The sequence below is a fragment of the Oceanimonas smirnovii ATCC BAA-899 genome (assembly GCF_000381965.1).
In the GTDB taxonomy this organism is placed as follows: Bacteria; Pseudomonadota; Gammaproteobacteria; order Enterobacterales; family Aeromonadaceae; genus Oceanimonas; species Oceanimonas smirnovii.
Genome location: NZ_KB908456.1, coordinates 99,636 through 114,056, shown reverse-complemented (window position 1 = coordinate 114,056; position 14,421 = coordinate 99,636). Strand labels below are relative to the sequence as shown.

Below are 14,421 nucleotides of genomic sequence, written 5' to 3'. Positions count from 1 at the left end.
TTGTTGGGTTCAAATAAGATTAAAAATAATTTTATCCTTGCAAACGAAAAGTTGAGTTCCATGTTTTGCTCCTTGAAAAAAGCACTTTTTGTGCTGGTTGTAGTTACTTCTCAATGTAGAAAAAGTTACTCCATTGTAAACACAGCTTTCAGGGGACTAGCCACTGCCACTAACTGAGTCAGGGGTGTGAGCTGTCCGTCTGATAACCGTACACAAACTATAGCTATGAGAGCACTCAAGATCAACGACTTTGTACGGGTATTGTACGGATGGGTTGTAGTGACGGGCTTTAGCAAAGTTCGTTCATCCAGTCTTCAAAGTCGTCTTCGTGGCACATGGGCTCTGGGCGCTGCGTGCGGCGGGCTTCTCTTTCAATCTTGTCGAGCAGGGCGTCGGCCTGTTCCAGGGCAAGCGGCAGGTGCTGCTCGGGAATGCCGGCCATCCAGTCTTTAAGGCTGCCGCCGTCATCCAGTAGCTGAGCAACCTGCAGCCGGTATTGAGCGGCCAGTTCCCGGGTGCGTTCGTGCTCCAGTTCGGCGAACTCGTTGGCCTCCGCTATGGCAACGGGGTCTTCCGGTCGCCAAAGCCCTGGGCGTTGGCGGCTGGTGTTCAGGCTGCCGTTGCGAATGCTGATGAATAAACCATCAATTTCGATAACTGCACCGGTCAGCAGGAGTTTTTTGTCTCGCTCGTCCAGGCCGAGCATGGCCAGCTCGCGGCTGAGCGGATCGTTTCCTGCCGGTTTTTGATCCTCCGTACAGTTATTGTCAGAACTCCAAGGGGCGCGGCTGCCGCCGCTTGAGGGCAGCTCGCTGCGCTCGCCCAAACCCGTCCGTGACAAGGTCCAGCCCTGGTGCCGTGTTTGGAGCTCGGACACACCCACCATTACCCCAGTGGTAACACCATTCACGCTGATGGTGACGTCGGCGGTGCGCAGGCCAAACAACCGGGCTACGTCTTCGCCGTATTTACTGGCGGCAGGCTGAATAATGTGGGCAAGCTTGATCAGGTGGTCTTTGCGCTGGGCATCAATGCCACCCATGGCGGTGACGAACTCGGCCCAGCGGGCCCGGTCGGCGGCCTGGCGGGCCGGCTCCATAATGGGGTTTTGGGTAGCACTGCGCAGCCGGCGCAGCTGCCGCCATACTTCCACGCTGGGGCCGCCAATTTGCTGAAACTGGCGAATGTTCCACAGGCTGGCCCAGGCACCCACGGCGGTGGCTGAAGTGGCGGCGTCTTCCTGGGATTCTTCGTCCCAGTCCATTTTGAAGCCGTCTATGTTCTTGCTGATGTACTTGGCAATGTAGCCGGTGGCGCTGCCCAGCTCGCTTTTGATTTCTTTCCAGTCGAAGCGGGCGCGGTAGCCCTTTTTGCCCAGCTCTTCACGGTCGTGCTCAATGGCGTATTGGCGCAGCACCGAGCGCAACAGCCGGCGCTGGCTGGGATGCACAAAAATAAGCAGGTGCCAGTGCGGGGTGCCGTCGTGGTGCGGTTCTACCACCCGAAAGCCAAAGCGGCGCACGCCCAGCCGGTCGAGCTTGGCGCGGGCTTTGTTCCACTGGGCGGAAAGATAGGCCTGCGTTTCGCGCGGGGTGTAGCCCTGATATTTGCTGTTGGAAATGGTCTTTACCCAGTTCTCCAGCTTCTCGCCGTTCTTGGCCTTTTTGCGGTTATCCACCACCGTCCAGGCGTGGTATTTGCTGGGCGCGGTCCAGGTGTAAAACTCACCCACCAGACCTTGTTCTTCGGCTAAATCTTCAAAGCCGCGCATGCGCACCATCAGCTCCACGCGCCGGATCTCGGGGTTGGACACGCTGGACTTCACCGCCTCGGCCAGGGGGATTTCCAGCTCCAGCTCTTCGTTAATGGCATACATGGTTTGCAGCCAGGCGGCACCGGCGCGTTTGCGCTCCTGGTGATCCTGCAGGGCGCGGCGCGATACATAGGCGCTCACGCCCCGGCGCACCTTGCCCACCAGAATGGCCACATGTTCGGTATAGCGCCGCCAGGCTTTGGTGATCTGGCGTTTCCACCATTCCGGATCTTGCAGGCGGGCGAGGGCGCTGGCGGCCATGTCCAGCTGGGCATCGGTGGCTTCGCCTTTGAATACCGGCAGCACCGGAGAAATGCCCCAGCGGTTGGCCGGCTCCATGGCGGCTTTCAGCAACTCCCGGGCCGATACCTGCTGAGTAAAGTTGAGGGTTTGTTCCTGAATGATCATGGCCACACTGTTGGCCCACTGCCGGGCAATGCTGGCCCGGTTAAGTTCGTTGGCGATCATGCGCAGGGGCAGGGGAAAGCGGGCGGCGTGTTCGTTAATTTTGGTCACGGCATGGCGCAGCCAGGTGTTCACGCCCGAGGGTTTGTGCCCCTTTTTCAGGCGGTACTGGTAATGCGCGAACAGAGCACCAGCGGCGTAATCTTCCACCTGGCTCAGAAAGCCTTCAACCCACTTCAGGTTCTCTTGCTGGAAGTGCTCCTGGTACAGCTGGCTGTCTACATCAATGCCGGCCACCCGGTGGGCGTTTGAGGTAGGCGCAAAAAGAGCGGCCACATCGGCCGCATGGTTAGCAAAAGCAAAGGTCATCAGATTACGGTGTTGCCCAGTTGGTGAAGTTTGGCGGTTTTGCGCCACCAGGCGCTGATGGCACGTGCCACCGGCAAAATGCCCTGGCCCAGTGCCTGCCAGTAAATGGAGCGAATGGTGCCCAGGTCCAGCAGCAGCCGGGCCCGGTCGGCCTTCTTCTCAAAGCACTCCCGCCAGTGCCGCCAATGGGCGCGAAGGTGGTCGGTGGCGTTCAGCTTGCGGTCTTTCACTTTCATGCATTCACCCCCTTGGTCACTCGGCCAAAGGTGAACACCATGGTCTGAATGGCCACGCTCTGCTTACTGGGTTCACGCACGGGCAGCATGGCGTTAATGCTGGCATTAAGGGCGGCGGCACGGATCTGAAGAACAGTTGCGGGGCTGAACCCGCTGTCAATGGCGTCTTCGGTAATGACGTGGCGCAGCTCTATGTCTGCAATGCCGGTTTGAGCATCAAGGCGAGCAGCACGATAAAAGCGGCGGAACAATTCACGCTCAGTCATGGCAGGTCTCCAGCAAACGGGCTTTGATATCGTTAATGTGCTGCTGCCATTTTTCAGCGTCCTGCATCCACAGGCCGGCTTCCTCACGCTCTACAAAGGCCTGATCCAGCAGCCAGGCGCGGCGGCTTTCGTCGGCACGGCGCTGCCAGAACTGGGCATCTTTAATGGCGGCTATACGCTGGGCCTCATAAAACAGCATCAAGATAAGCAGGCCGTCCATTTCTGAGCGGGTCATGTGGCGGGTCATGCGGCACCTCCTGCGGTGATAGTGGCCATGGGGGCATGCAGCCAGAGGGAATTTTTGCGCTCTGCAATTTCTTCATACAGGGCGTCATATCCGCAGCGGTGCGCCACTTCGGCCAGTGCTTCCAGTGCACATTCGGTTTGAAGTTCCATGCCGGCGGCCTGGTTCTGACGGGCCAAGCGGTTGAATTCGTTTAGGTAGCCGTTGGCTACCTGGCTAATGGCATTAAGCTGTGTCATAGTTACTCCGTGTTATTCATTGGCGTGGATACACACCTTTAAGGCCGCTTCAGTTACCGCTGGGCGGCCTTTACCATTTCTGCCCGTTGCTGAATCATCAGCGCCTGCTGCTGCAGGGCATGTCGCCGCTCGGCTTCCTGTTTTGCTTCCATCTTTTCTTCGTCGCTCTCCGGGTGTTTGTAATCCGCCACATGCAGCCATTCGCTTCTGTTGGTTGCGGTAAAGCTGCCCAGGGCATTTTTCAGCTCAACTACGGCGCGGCGGATGGCTTCGCGCTCGGCATCGTTCATAGATTCCAGTGGCTTGCTCCAATACGCTGCCGGCTTAAGCGCAGCGGCACGGCACAGCCCTTCACGCACGGCTCTGGGTTGCTTGCTCCACCAGCTGGCAATGCGGCAGCGCTTCAGCAAGTGGCGCATATGGTTAATGGCCAGTTCACCGGCTGGCTGAGTGATAGGGTGAAAAGCAGTCATGCGGCACCTCCGGTAGTGGCTTCGTTACCCAGCACTTGTTTTATCCAGTCCCACAGGCGGCGACGGCGGTTAATGCGCTGCTTTCTGTTGTGCTGAACAGGCAACACAATCCAGCTGCCATCCTGGCATTCAATAAAGCCGGGGCGGCTGCGATGGGTGATCACCTCCGGGCGCAGTGCCGGGGTGCAAAGCGGGGCGTGTACCCGCAGCAGGCGGGCGGTGTTAATCATGGTCATGGCGTGGTTCCTCAAGAAATTCCGGGCACGGCACTGGTGGTGAGTGTGTCCATGGCGACCGTCATGCCGGGAATGGCGTGAAAGCGGCTCTCTACGTTGTGCACAAACAGGGCAAGAGCACCCATCATGGCGGTGGCCTTGCTCACGGCGTTGTCGCGGCGCTGCTGGCACACCCGGCCGGCTTGCTGGGCGCCGATGGCATCCCGTGCCAGTTCGCCGGCGGTGGCGGTGATCTCCAGTGCCTGGCTGGTAAGTGGCTGTTCGTTGCCTTTGTGGTTGCTCTTGGGCAGAGCAATGCCGGCCATATCCAGCTCCAGCAGCAGGCCGTGCACCAGGGTGTGATCCCCGGTTACCCGCGCGGCGGCAATCACGTTTTTTATCGTGGGCTCGCCGTTCTGCTCAGGGGAGAGCTTGTTAATCCACAATTGCGGCTGTGTTCCGATGCTGCGGGCAACTTCACTCTGGTTGTGCGCTGCCTTGAAGCGGGCCACGGCGGATTCCCAGTGGGGGAACTCGGTGCCGTATTTATCCAAATGAGGCTTAAACATTCGTTGGCATCCTTGGCGTGGTTGAATAAGCGTGAGGGGTTAAGGTTGTGGCCGGCGCGACCTGGGGCCCGGCTTGCGCGGGGCTACGTGCTCTTTGAAGTGCTCGGCACCCAGCATGGCCAGAGCCATCAGGTTGACCATTACCACCTCCCGCTTGCCTTGTTTGGGCATGACCGGAATGCGGCCTTCTTCAATACGGCGTTGCACCGTGGCTTTGGTCATGCCCGAAAGCTCACAAAAGCGGTCAACACTGACCACGGGTGTGTCGAAATGGATAGCTATTTGAGTCATAATTGACACCTATTGCTTGTTATTGCGCTTTGTTGGTCTTGTTTGAACTGAATTGGCGGTTCATTCGTTTGCTTGAAGTGATTATTAGATCATTTGGTTTGATCATCAAGACCATTTAAACCGCAATAGTCACCAGAAAGGCGCTAAGTGTGATCTATGTCAAACTTTGAGGGTTCAAAAGAGGCTGCTGCAGGCATGGACACATTCGATCTGAAGGGTTTTACAGAACGAATGGAACTGATCCTGGGGGATGAATCGGCTCGTTCGTTCGGAGCTAGGTGTGGTTTGAGCGATACAGCTATCAAAAAGTATCGTTCAGGAGCGTCAACTCCCAATGTGGAGCGGCTGATTGCTATCGCAAATGCCGCAGGTGTAGATGTTAAGTGGCTGGCTACTGGTCAAGGTAGTCGTTCTGCAGATAGCAGTGATACCGAGTCACAAACAAAAGTGCTCTGGGTAGATAGCTACGACGTTTTTGTCTCTGCCGGCAATGGTGCTCATAATGAATGGGATCATCTGGAAGCCCGGGTACCGTTCTCCACCGCCTGGTTGGAAGACCAGGGCCTTTCTGGCAAACGCCTGGCTGTGCTCAAAGTGCAGGGCGACTCCATGAGCCCGACCCTGGAAGACGGCGACACCCCGCTGGTAGAAATGCTGCCCGAAGACGCAGTAGAAAACCTGCCCGACAGCGTGTACGTGCTCCGCCTTAACGGCCAGCTGTTGATCAAGCGCCTGCAGTCCGACCTGATGGGCGGCCTCTACATCAAAAGCGACAACCCGGCCTACCGGGAGATCCACCTGACCCAAAGCAACAAACCCGACGACATACGCATCATCGCCAGGTGGACGGGGAAAAAAATTTGATAGCTCGCTTGAGTAAGTGTGATGCGGTGATCATTGGCACTATTGTTGAGCACAGGAAGTACAGAAGATAAAAAGGATAAAAGTATGGTTGGAGTATTCGTTTCTTTCTTTCTGATAATGCTTGCCATAGCATTGATAGTCTGGCTAAAAAGTTACTATCGCAATACGCTGACAAAGGTAGCGAATGACCCCAAGCTATGGCAAGAATGGGTGACTAAGTCCAAAGCCACGCCTGAAGAACAAGATAAAATACAGCGAAAGTACGGTAGCGGTGTTATCCCGCTTCATAGCCAGTCTGCATCGAAGTCAGAATTCACCATCGAAGTGAAAACTTCATCTCCACAAGCTCCAACTTATGGAGCGGAGCTAACCGACGATTGGTATGACGTACCGCCCATGCCTTGGGAACAGAGGCAGATCTATACTTCTGATGACGGACGTAATTTTTTCATCGGCTGGCAAGGTAGAGGGCCGGAAACCGAGTTTTCCCTTAACAGAAAAAGCAGAGTCACTATCATCCCCACTAAACTGATGATTGGGTTTGATGGTAAGCGTTACATTTATGGTCTTGAATTACCAAATGAAGTGGAAAAAATCTATTGCAAAGATGATATATCTTCTCAGCTCAAGTCGAAAGGGTATGCTGCCGACACCTTCTGGCCCTGGGCTGAACGGGCGCTAAAATGTGATACCTCTATTCTGCATTCACTCACTGTTGGTTATGATAAAACAACCTTTGAAACCCTCTGGGAAGGAGAAGGCCCGTCTACTGAGTTTACTTACCGCCATGCTGATGACCGAGAGCGAGTGAAGATTATCCCCGGCAAGATTGAACGACACCGTATTGACGGGATCTATTGCATTACCGGCGCCCAAGAAGGCAAGCAAAAGTCTTATCGGTACTTCGAGAAGAAGATTGAAACCATGCTTAAATCTGAAGGTATGAAGCGGTTGCACCTTCAAGATTGGGTGAAGTCTGTCTGCATTCCAGAAACCGAAAACGCTTCCTGAGTCATAGTGATAAGCCCGACGATATACACCGTATTTAAAGTGCTATGACAGCATAATTACAAAAATGTTAAAATAAAAAATAAGGAAATAGTAAAATGAAAATTGCTTCTGACTTATTTGATTCGAGGATAAATGCTAGCAATGTCCTGGTTGAAATATCTGTTGCTGAGTATGAGGAATTAGTGGTTGATATTGTTAAGAAAAATGAATTCCAAAGGAAAAAAGTAAGATCCTCTAAAACAGTGTATGCCTTGTTGAGAGAGGATTTACTCAAGCAATGTATCATCCCTCCAATTGTACTCGCCCTTACAAATGAAATCGATTACTTAAAAGGCGATGATGCTACGTTCCAAAAAAGCATATTCGAAAACAAAGATCATTTAGTGATTCTTGATGGATTGCAGCGGACTTATACAATACTCGAACTCCTTGCAGATTTAAGATTGTCAGATGATAGACAAGCATTAGAGACGGTGCTTGAAGGTAAGTTGAGAATTGAAATATACGTTGGTTTAAACCGTATTGGTATCTTATATCGAATGTTGACGCTGAATACAGGGCAGACCCCAATGTCTTTGCGTCAGCAGATAGAAATGCTATACCTTGATTATTTAAGTAAAGATTTGGATGGAATCGAGCTTATTAGAGAGTCAGACAGGAGAGTAGCGAATCAGCTTAATCAATATAACTTTAAAGATGTAGTGGAAGGCTTTAATGCATACTTAGATAGAGACGAATTACCTATCGACAAGGCTAACATTCTGGAGAATATTAGTAGCCTTGAAAAGTTATCAAAAGAAAACCAGAATACTGAATTGTTCGAGAGTTATCTTTCCTGCCTTAACTTACTAGTAAATAAGCTAAATGATTTATGTGGTGATGTAGAAGTTGCGAAAGAATATATAGAAGAGAACGGCACGCCATTTGGGAAAAATGTAACTCAAATAATCAAAAAGCCTCAGTCTATATCAGGGTTTGGTGCCGCAATAGGAAAAATGTTAGATTTTGAATTGTTAAATTCAATCGATGACGTTCCAGAAATTATAGCAGGGATAGAGGTTGATGATGTAAATGAGTTTTTAGAAGAAGTTAATAATTCATTGTTTTGGCTGAAAAGTAACAGTAAAAAAATAGGTAATGCGCAGAGGAATTATTTTGCTTTCTTCTTTAGAGACTTGATGAACAAAGAAAGTGATACATACCAGAATCCCTATGCTTCTAGCAAAAGTGCTTTAAGAAAATACCAGGCTCAGAATATGTGAGGTAAACTATTGTGCCTGTTAAAGTAAATCACCTTGGCAGCGAAACATGGTTTAAGATGGTTGAGGGTGAAAACTCCGAGTTCATCTTAAAGCATAATTCAGGTCGTTCAATCACTATTGAAACACCAATTAACTTAGATAAATCCTTCGAAAAAGGAGATTTCGAAGTTCACTTCTTAGCTAAGAAGAACATAAAAGAGAATGATATATTTCAAGTCTATTGCCGGGAGAAAGATTTCCGCATAGGTTGGATCATACCTACGATTTCACTAAGTTCTTCTCTCCATGATTACGCAGACAATGAACACTTCTTGAAATATGCTTACATAGGAATAAGAGAGTCTTTAAAGAAAATAGATTCAAAAATCTTTACAAACTGTTTGCCAGAAGATGTTAATGAAGTTTTATACTCTGATATATTCCACGAAGAGACTGTTCTTTTAATTGTAAGTAGAGCTACATATAAAGATGGTTATGATTTCAATATTGATCGTGCAATACCAAGCTTAATAAGGAATGGATATGTCAGCTTAAGTGTCAGAAGTCCTGATGAAATACAGCACGAAGTAAATTCCAGTATGAATAGTAGGTTGTATCTTGAACAGGTTTCTAAGGATATTGATAGTTTCTCTTTAATAGGAGGGCTATTAAACCACTCTTTTTCATATGAAGTGAAATCTGTTTTTAAATTTTTTTTCCTTTACCAAATCATTGAGCTTCTAATAGATAGTGTTTATCAAAATGAACAAGATAAATTAATTGATGAATTGGTGGGTACCAAGGGAGATACAGGGAAAACAAAAGAAGTCTTAGAAAAAATGCAAAAGTTCATGTCGGAAAAAAATCGTATTTCCTTGCTGGTTAATCAATATGCAGGAATTCAAGGCGAACTTAATGATCTTAAGTATTCATGCAATATTTTGTTGCAGGAGTTAGGGAGGGATACATCTGAAAATTTTGAAGGTTATTTTTATAAAATAAGGAATTTTATTTTTCATCAATATAGAGATTTCCCTAATGAAGGGGAGGTGAAACTAAATGATGTCATAAATGATTTTGTCAATTTGATGCCAAGTATTCTTTGTAAGTTTAAACTCCCCCAGTGAAACGTGGTCATAACAAGTACCTGTATTATTTATTAGTGTTTGCTGGGATTTAATATATATCGGCATATGCTATGCCGACTTAATTACACAGGCGTTAGTCTGCAAAGACGGGAAGATGTCGTAAGAGTATAGAAAGGACCACGCCTCTTTATTTGACTATAAATTATACACCCATCTGTCCAGTTTGCTGTATATAATTACAGTTATTTGCAATAGCCAGCACATGATATGGCAGTTAAAAAGTTATCTTCAGGCAAGTGGCAGGCCCAGGTGTTCCCGGAAGGGCGGGACGGCCGGCGGATCCGCCGGCTGTTCACTACCAAGGGCGAGGCCATGGCCTTTGAACGGCACCTGCTATCGGCAGACAAGCCCTGGCAGAACGAGGCCGAGGAGCAGGAAGAACGGCGGCTGAGCGACCTGGTAGACCGCTGGTATGGCCTGCATGGCCAGAGCCTGACCGATGGCAGCAGCCGTCTCTCCAAGCTCAATCATCTGGTGAATGCCCTGGGTGATCCGGTGGCCACCGAATTCACGGCGAAAGACTTCGCCAGCTACCGGGAGCGCCGGCTGGCCGGCGACGAGAACACCCGGCCGGTTACGCCCACCACGGTGAACCGGGAGCACGCTTACCTGCGGGCGGTATTCAATGAGCTGAAGCGGCTGGGGGAGTGGGACGGCGCCAACCCGCTGGACGGCATTCGCACCTACAAGGTGAGCGAGTCGGAGCTGGCGTTCCTGTACCAGGAAGAGATTGTCCGGCTGCTGGATGCCTGCAAGGAGAGCCAGAACCCGGACCTTTACCATGTGGTGCGCATTTGTCTGGCCACCGGCGCCCGCTGGTCGGAGGCGGAAACGCTTACCCAGTCGCAGCTCTCGCCCTACCGGGTGTCGTTTATCAAGACCAAGGGCAAGCGCAACCGCACCATTCCCATTTCCCCCGAGCTGTTCGCCTCGCTGCCTCGGCGGCGGGGCCGGTTGTTCAAGGATTGCTACGAGGCATTTCGGGATGCCGTGACCCGTGCCAAACTGGAGCTGCCGGACGGGCAGTGCTCCCACGTGTTGCGGCACACCTTTGCCAGCCACTTCATGATGAACGGCGGCAATATTCTGGTGCTGCAGCGCATACTAGGGCACTCGACGATCACCATGACCATGCGTTATGCCCATTTCGCGCCAAATCACCTGGAAGACGCGGTAAAGCTCAATCCGCTTACCCTGCACCAGCTCTGAAAAGTGGCAGCAAAATGGCAGCAAATTTTTAGTTTACTGCCATTTTTTGTGCCTTGTTGAATTTATAAGTTGTTGATTTTATTGTAAGTGTTTGATTTAAAATGAGGCTGAAAGGATTTAAAATCCCTCGCTCGTAAGGGCGTGCCGGTTCAAGTCCGGCTCCGGGCACCATTCTTCCTCTTTTTATCGCTTTCAGCGATATACGTACTCAGCACTCCTGCAGTTACCACTTCAGCGGCAGAGCCTGTAAAATCGGCATCTTCTCTTCAGCAGGGCAAACAGCTTCCCTGCACTCGAAAACCTCATCTGTTTGAGTCATACTAGGTGGCAATTGGAGCAGTACCCTGTTTGATGTTACTCATTACTATGTGTGACTGTAAGGGCAGAAGAAGAATGCCGTCATTAACGGGTAGCGTGCTTTTTTACATGTTTTATCGCTTCGTATGAATAACGAAGCAACAAAAGGAGTATTTGTTTTTTTAAGTTCAAATAAACAATGGATATGTAGTGTTAGTGTGTTAGCAGTTCGAGGTAAATAAATGCCATCTTTAAATTTTGAAAATGCAAAGCAAGAGTTTCGTGATTACTACAACGAAAACTATGATTTGTTAGATGGAGCCATGAATTCATTTGTTACCTTGATTAATTCACTGATAAGAAACTCTAGCGACATAACGATATCTAAAATAGAAGGTCGCGTTAAAGAAAGAAATGAATCTATAAAGAAGTTCAGCAGTAAGTACAGAGCTGCACTGGAAGAAAAAGATCATGAGTACAGAATCATTGACCATATATCAGACTTGATAGGAGTTCGAGTAGTCTGCTTGTATGAAGATGATATTGAGAAGATAAAAGATCTGCTGTGCGCGCACTTTGAAGTAGTTGATATTACAGACAAGATAGCCCAGATTGAAAGCACTGAAAATTACTTTGGGTATAAAGGTCTGCACCTTGATCTGAAGTTGAACGAGCAGAGAAGAACACTCCCCGAGTATTCCAAATTTTTTGACTTTGGTTTTGAGATCCAAATCAGGACAATAATTCAGGATTCATGGAGCGTGCTTGATCATAAGATTAAGTATAAGAAATCCATTCCCAACTCTCTGAAAAGAAGAATTAATTCGCTGGCAGCATTGTTTGAAGTGGCAGATCGGGAGTTTCGTGAAATTCGTAACGCAACAGAAGCGATACTGCAGGCTGAAGATTTAACTCAAGAACAAATTGCCAAAGAAACTGACCTTGTTCAGGTGGGTGAATCAAACTCTAAAACCAAAACCTACATTCTGAATGCGTTCAGTTTCCTGAAAATTGCTAACCACTTTTTCCCGGATTTCTACTTTGAACCACACAAGGTAGACGGGTTTACTGAAGAAATTGTTTCACTAAAGAAAGGCATTACCCGTGGCAAGTTTAATTTCTACTTAAGGGAAAACATAGCCACAGTCAAAAAGTACAAAGAGTTCTTTGAAAATAAAAACACAGGTGAAACGTTAAACCCATACACAATGATCAGACATTGTCTTTATCTGGGTGATAAAGAAGCCTTCTCCCATCTTTTGAGCAGCCATGTAATGGAAGCATTTGAAGAATGGCTGGCAGAAAACGGTTAACTGAGTGGAGATTTATTACTCCCGGCAATACACGCATCCATTTCCTTAAACAGCGCCTCTAGCTGCTGATGCACCAGCTCGGTTTTGCTGCCGCTGGGTGGCAGGGCGGCGTAGTGCTGGCTGTTAATGCCCATGGGATCAAAGCGGGACAGCGCAAAGCGGCGAAAATGGTAGGTGGTGCCGGATACCTTTTCCAGTAAGGTCAGCTCATAGCGTATATAGTCCTGCACCGGCAGCACGCCATAAAGCCGGGTGTTGTTGCTTATCATGCCGCTGGCGTTAAGCATGTCGCGGCCAGCATAGCGAATTACCGCCTCGTCACTACGCTGAGGTTGCATCAGTTGCTCTGCACACTGCATTGCCTGAGCCTGGCTATAAGGCGTTTTTGCATAAAAGGTGAGGGCGGCCAGCCTGGGTGGCTTGCTCTGAGTAATGCTGACACCCGGGCTGTTTTCGTTTATCGGTGCGGAGGCGTCTTGCAGCAGAGAGGGCATTTGAGCGCAGCCGGTAAGCAGCAGCAGGGGCCAGATCCGAAGTAATGGTTGCATGTTTAACCTCTGAGTGAGCGGGCACCATAACCCAAGTTTGCTGAATAAGTGTGGCCCCGGCGACGTAGTGAAACAAATTATGCTGTAAAATTGTGCTCACATGGTTACAAGCGGCAGCGGCTCAGGCTATTATTGAAGCAGGAAGTCACCAAGAGTTAACTGTTATTTATGCGCTTTATGTCCGCTTTTGTCGCGCCAAGCCTTTTTTTAACCACTTTACTTATGTCTGGTACCGCTTTCAGCTATAACCACGGATCAATAGAAAATGTGGTTGCGTCATATGGGGCGCTGGCTGAGGTTCGCATGAGGCCCTACTTCATGCGTGCCGAAGTCAGCTATCCGCCCAAAGACATAGTTCTGCTGGCCACCAAGGAAGAAAAAGCCCTGGAGCTGTGGGCCCGCAATGAGGGTGAAAATTTTACTTTTATTCGCAGCTACCCGGTGCGCAAGGCCAGTGGCGGCCCCGGTCCCAAGCTGCGTGAAGGTGACAAACAGGTGCCCGAGGGTATTTATCGTATTACCCATCTTAACCCCAACAGCCGTTTTCATCTGTCGATGCGGCTTAATTATCCCAATTCTTACGATCTAATGCGCGCCGCTAAGGAAGGGCGAACCGATCCGGGTGGTGATATTTATATTCACGGCAAAGCCGAGTCGGTGGGGTGTCTGGCTGTGGGTGATATTGCCATTGAAGAGCTGTTTGTGCTGGTCAATCAGATTGGCGTGGAAAACACCTCAGTGGTGATTGCGCCTCACGATCCGCGCCGGGAGCCATTAAATGGCTTTGCGGCCAATCTGCCTCGCTGGGCGGTGGAGCTGTATGCGAATATTTCCAAAGAGTTTGCCCGTTTTCCGCGTAATCAGGATATCTGATTTCAGGTGCTAAGCTTTCGGCTATCACACAGGTGACTAAAATAATTTGCTTAATGGCATGTGCATGCTGGTAAGCACCTGCCTGCTATTGCTTAATATGCGGGCAAAAGGACTCAGGAGACAGAATGTTTGCATCAAAAATAAAAAAACGGGTGCAGGATCTGGAACAGCAGCTGGCTGCCCAGGTTGCAGAGTATGAAACCCGTATTGCCGCACGGGAAAGCGAGCTGGCCGGACTGCGTGAAGAGCTGGCTCAGGTACAGAGAGAGCAACGCAGCTGCCGTGGTCTGACACAGGCGGCGCTGAAAGGCAGTGATATGCTGCAGGCTATTCGTGCCGGCATGGTCACCAATGCGGAAAGCCTGCTGGAGGAGCGTGAAAAACTGACGGCCATGGAAGGCGTCTTTGAACAAACTTATCAGGCAACGGATGTATTGAAACAGCGTTCAGCTGTGATCCACAGTGAGGTGTCACACAGTGCGGAAAGTGCCGCCATTCTTACCGATACGGCTGGTCAGATCAGTAACTTTGTCTCCGTCATTCAGGAAATTTCCGAACAAACCAATCTGCTGGCGCTGAATGCTGCCATTGAAGCGGCCCGGGCCGGCGAGCAGGGCCGGGGGTTTGCGGTAGTCGCGGATGAAGTGCGCAACCTGGCCAGTAAGGCTCATGAGGCAAGCGGCAACATCAATACACTGGTGCAAAAAGTGCTGGAACAAAGCCGGGCTATTCATGTGTCGGTCAATGAATCTGTTACCAGTACAAACGAAATTGCTTCTTCAGCACAGCAAATTGAT

The 14,421-nt window shown here is 49.9% G+C and carries 17 protein-coding genes and 1 pseudogene; 8 read left to right on the top strand and 10 right to left on the bottom strand.

Features of this window, described 5'->3' with window-relative positions; translation table 11 throughout:
- Positions 1-289: 289 nt before the first annotated feature.
- From G364_RS0104785 to G364_RS0104745, 9 genes are read right to left on the bottom strand one after another with little or no spacing between them, the layout of a single operon-like run.
- A complete protein-coding gene (locus G364_RS0104785; protein WP_019934019.1) occupies positions 290-2,587 on the bottom strand; it encodes a replication endonuclease in 2,298 nt (765 codons plus the stop codon).
- Positions 2,587-2,823, bottom strand: coding sequence for a hypothetical protein (locus G364_RS0104780; protein ID WP_019934018.1), 237 nt, complete (start codon positions 2,821-2,823; stop codon positions 2,587-2,589). The genes G364_RS0104785 and G364_RS0104780 overlap by 1 nt, the downstream gene beginning before the upstream one ends.
- Positions 2,820-3,089 (bottom strand): hypothetical protein, encoded by a 270-nt coding sequence (locus G364_RS0104775; protein ID WP_019934017.1) that lies wholly within the window; start codon positions 3,087-3,089, stop codon positions 2,820-2,822. The genes G364_RS0104780 and G364_RS0104775 overlap by 4 nt, the downstream gene beginning before the upstream one ends.
- On the bottom strand, positions 3,082-3,336 hold the full coding sequence (locus G364_RS0104770; protein WP_019934016.1) for a hypothetical protein: 255 nt from the start codon (positions 3,334-3,336) through the stop codon (positions 3,082-3,084). Before G364_RS0104770 ends, G364_RS0104775 begins: the two co-directional genes overlap by 8 nt.
- Positions 3,333-3,572 (bottom strand): hypothetical protein, encoded by a 240-nt coding sequence (locus tag G364_RS0104765; RefSeq protein ID WP_019934015.1) that lies wholly within the window; start codon positions 3,570-3,572, stop codon positions 3,333-3,335. Before G364_RS0104765 ends, G364_RS0104770 begins: the two co-directional genes overlap by 4 nt.
- Positions 3,573-3,625: 53 nt before the next feature.
- Positions 3,626-4,045 (bottom strand): hypothetical protein, encoded by a 420-nt coding sequence (locus tag G364_RS0104760; RefSeq protein ID WP_019934014.1) that lies wholly within the window; start codon positions 4,043-4,045, stop codon positions 3,626-3,628.
- Positions 4,042-4,281, bottom strand: coding sequence for a hypothetical protein (locus G364_RS0104755; RefSeq protein ID WP_019934013.1), 240 nt, complete (start codon positions 4,279-4,281; stop codon positions 4,042-4,044). Before G364_RS0104755 ends, G364_RS0104760 begins: the two co-directional genes overlap by 4 nt.
- 11 nt (positions 4,282-4,292) lie before the next feature.
- Positions 4,293-4,829, bottom strand: a complete 537-nt coding sequence (locus tag G364_RS0104750; protein WP_019934012.1) for a phage regulatory CII family protein — start codon at positions 4,827-4,829, stop codon at positions 4,293-4,295.
- Positions 4,830-4,868: 39 nt separating this feature from the next.
- Positions 4,869-5,120, bottom strand: a complete 252-nt coding sequence (locus G364_RS0104745) for a hypothetical protein (protein WP_019934011.1) — start codon at positions 5,118-5,120, stop codon at positions 4,869-4,871.
- A gap of 156 nt (positions 5,121-5,276) precedes the next feature.
- Here G364_RS0104745 and G364_RS0104740 point away from each other — a divergent pair, with 156 nt between their 5' ends.
- The 6 genes from G364_RS0104740 (at position 5,277) to G364_RS0104715 (ending at position 12,203) form a co-directional block, all read left to right on the top strand.
- Entirely contained in the window at positions 5,277-5,984 is a 708-nt protein-coding gene (locus tag G364_RS0104740; RefSeq protein WP_156816444.1) for an XRE family transcriptional regulator, read from the top strand.
- Positions 5,985-6,068: 84 nt separating this feature from the next.
- Positions 6,069-6,995 (top strand): hypothetical protein, encoded by a 927-nt coding sequence (locus tag G364_RS0104735; RefSeq protein ID WP_019934009.1) that lies wholly within the window; start codon positions 6,069-6,071, stop codon positions 6,993-6,995.
- 95 nt (positions 6,996-7,090) lie between these two features.
- Positions 7,091-8,257 (top strand): hypothetical protein, encoded by a 1,167-nt coding sequence (locus G364_RS0104730; protein ID WP_019934008.1) that lies wholly within the window; start codon positions 7,091-7,093, stop codon positions 8,255-8,257.
- An 11-nt stretch (positions 8,258-8,268) separates the two neighbouring features.
- Positions 8,269-9,363 carry a hypothetical protein gene (locus tag G364_RS0104725; RefSeq protein ID WP_040614490.1) on the top strand — a complete coding sequence of 365 codons (1,095 nt, stop codon included), beginning with the start codon at positions 8,269-8,271 and terminating at the stop codon, positions 9,361-9,363.
- A 228-nt stretch (positions 9,364-9,591) separates the two neighbouring features.
- Positions 9,592-10,593 carry a site-specific integrase gene (locus G364_RS0104720; protein WP_019934006.1) on the top strand — a complete coding sequence of 334 codons (1,002 nt, stop codon included), beginning with the start codon at positions 9,592-9,594 and terminating at the stop codon, positions 10,591-10,593.
- Positions 10,594-11,132: 539 nt separating this feature from the next.
- A complete protein-coding gene (locus G364_RS0104715) occupies positions 11,133-12,203 on the top strand; it encodes a GTP pyrophosphokinase (RefSeq protein WP_019934005.1) in 1,071 nt (356 codons plus the stop codon).
- On the opposite strand, the gene G364_RS0104710 is transcribed toward G364_RS0104715, so the two are convergent.
- Positions 12,200-12,751, bottom strand: coding sequence for a hypothetical protein (locus G364_RS0104710; RefSeq protein ID WP_019934004.1), 552 nt, complete (start codon positions 12,749-12,751; stop codon positions 12,200-12,202). The genes G364_RS0104715 and G364_RS0104710 overlap by 4 nt on opposite strands.
- Before the next feature lie 303 nt (positions 12,752-13,054).
- Between G364_RS0104710 and G364_RS0104705 the strand changes: the two genes are divergently transcribed.
- A complete protein-coding gene (locus G364_RS0104705) occupies positions 13,055-13,624 on the top strand; it encodes a L,D-transpeptidase family protein (RefSeq protein WP_245541382.1) in 570 nt (189 codons plus the stop codon).
- A 125-nt stretch (positions 13,625-13,749) separates the two neighbouring features.
- Positions 13,750-14,421, top strand: a pseudogene (locus G364_RS17550) (methyl-accepting chemotaxis protein); the annotation flags it as partial.

Excerpts from the sequence above, each read along its gene's own strand:
- G364_RS0104780 (WP_019934018.1), bottom strand. The coding sequence starts at position 2,823 with ATGAAAGTGAAAGACCGCAAGCTGAACGCCACCGACCACCTTCGCGCC.
- G364_RS0104715 (WP_019934005.1), top strand. The coding sequence starts at position 11,133 with ATGCCATCTTTAAATTTTGAAAATGCAAAGCAAGAGTTTCGTGATTAC.
- G364_RS0104785 (WP_019934019.1), bottom strand. The coding sequence starts at position 2,587 with ATGACCTTTGCTTTTGCTAACCATGCGGCCGATGTGGCCGCTCTTTTT.
- G364_RS0104765 (WP_019934015.1), bottom strand. The coding sequence starts at position 3,572 with ATGACACAGCTTAATGCCATTAGCCAGGTAGCCAACGGCTACCTAAAC.
- G364_RS0104735 (WP_019934009.1), top strand. The coding sequence starts at position 6,069 with ATGGTTGGAGTATTCGTTTCTTTCTTTCTGATAATGCTTGCCATAGCA.
- G364_RS0104775 (WP_019934017.1), bottom strand. The coding sequence starts at position 3,089 with ATGACTGAGCGTGAATTGTTCCGCCGCTTTTATCGTGCTGCTCGCCTT.
- G364_RS0104750 (WP_019934012.1), bottom strand. The coding sequence starts at position 4,829 with ATGTTTAAGCCTCATTTGGATAAATACGGCACCGAGTTCCCCCACTGG.
- G364_RS0104770 (WP_019934016.1), bottom strand. The coding sequence starts at position 3,336 with ATGACCCGCCACATGACCCGCTCAGAAATGGACGGCCTGCTTATCTTG.
- G364_RS0104730 (WP_019934008.1), top strand. The coding sequence starts at position 7,091 with ATGAAAATTGCTTCTGACTTATTTGATTCGAGGATAAATGCTAGCAAT.
- G364_RS0104705 (WP_245541382.1), top strand. The coding sequence starts at position 13,055 with ATGAGGCCCTACTTCATGCGTGCCGAAGTCAGCTATCCGCCCAAAGAC.
- G364_RS0104760 (WP_019934014.1), bottom strand. The coding sequence starts at position 4,045 with ATGACTGCTTTTCACCCTATCACTCAGCCAGCCGGTGAACTGGCCATT.
- G364_RS0104745 (WP_019934011.1), bottom strand. The coding sequence starts at position 5,120 with ATGACTCAAATAGCTATCCATTTCGACACACCCGTGGTCAGTGTTGAC.
- G364_RS0104740 (WP_156816444.1), top strand. The coding sequence starts at position 5,277 with ATGTCAAACTTTGAGGGTTCAAAAGAGGCTGCTGCAGGCATGGACACA.
- G364_RS0104720 (WP_019934006.1), top strand. The coding sequence starts at position 9,592 with ATGGCAGTTAAAAAGTTATCTTCAGGCAAGTGGCAGGCCCAGGTGTTC.
- G364_RS0104710 (WP_019934004.1), bottom strand. The coding sequence starts at position 12,751 with ATGCAACCATTACTTCGGATCTGGCCCCTGCTGCTGCTTACCGGCTGC.
- G364_RS0104755 (WP_019934013.1), bottom strand. The coding sequence starts at position 4,281 with ATGACCATGATTAACACCGCCCGCCTGCTGCGGGTACACGCCCCGCTT.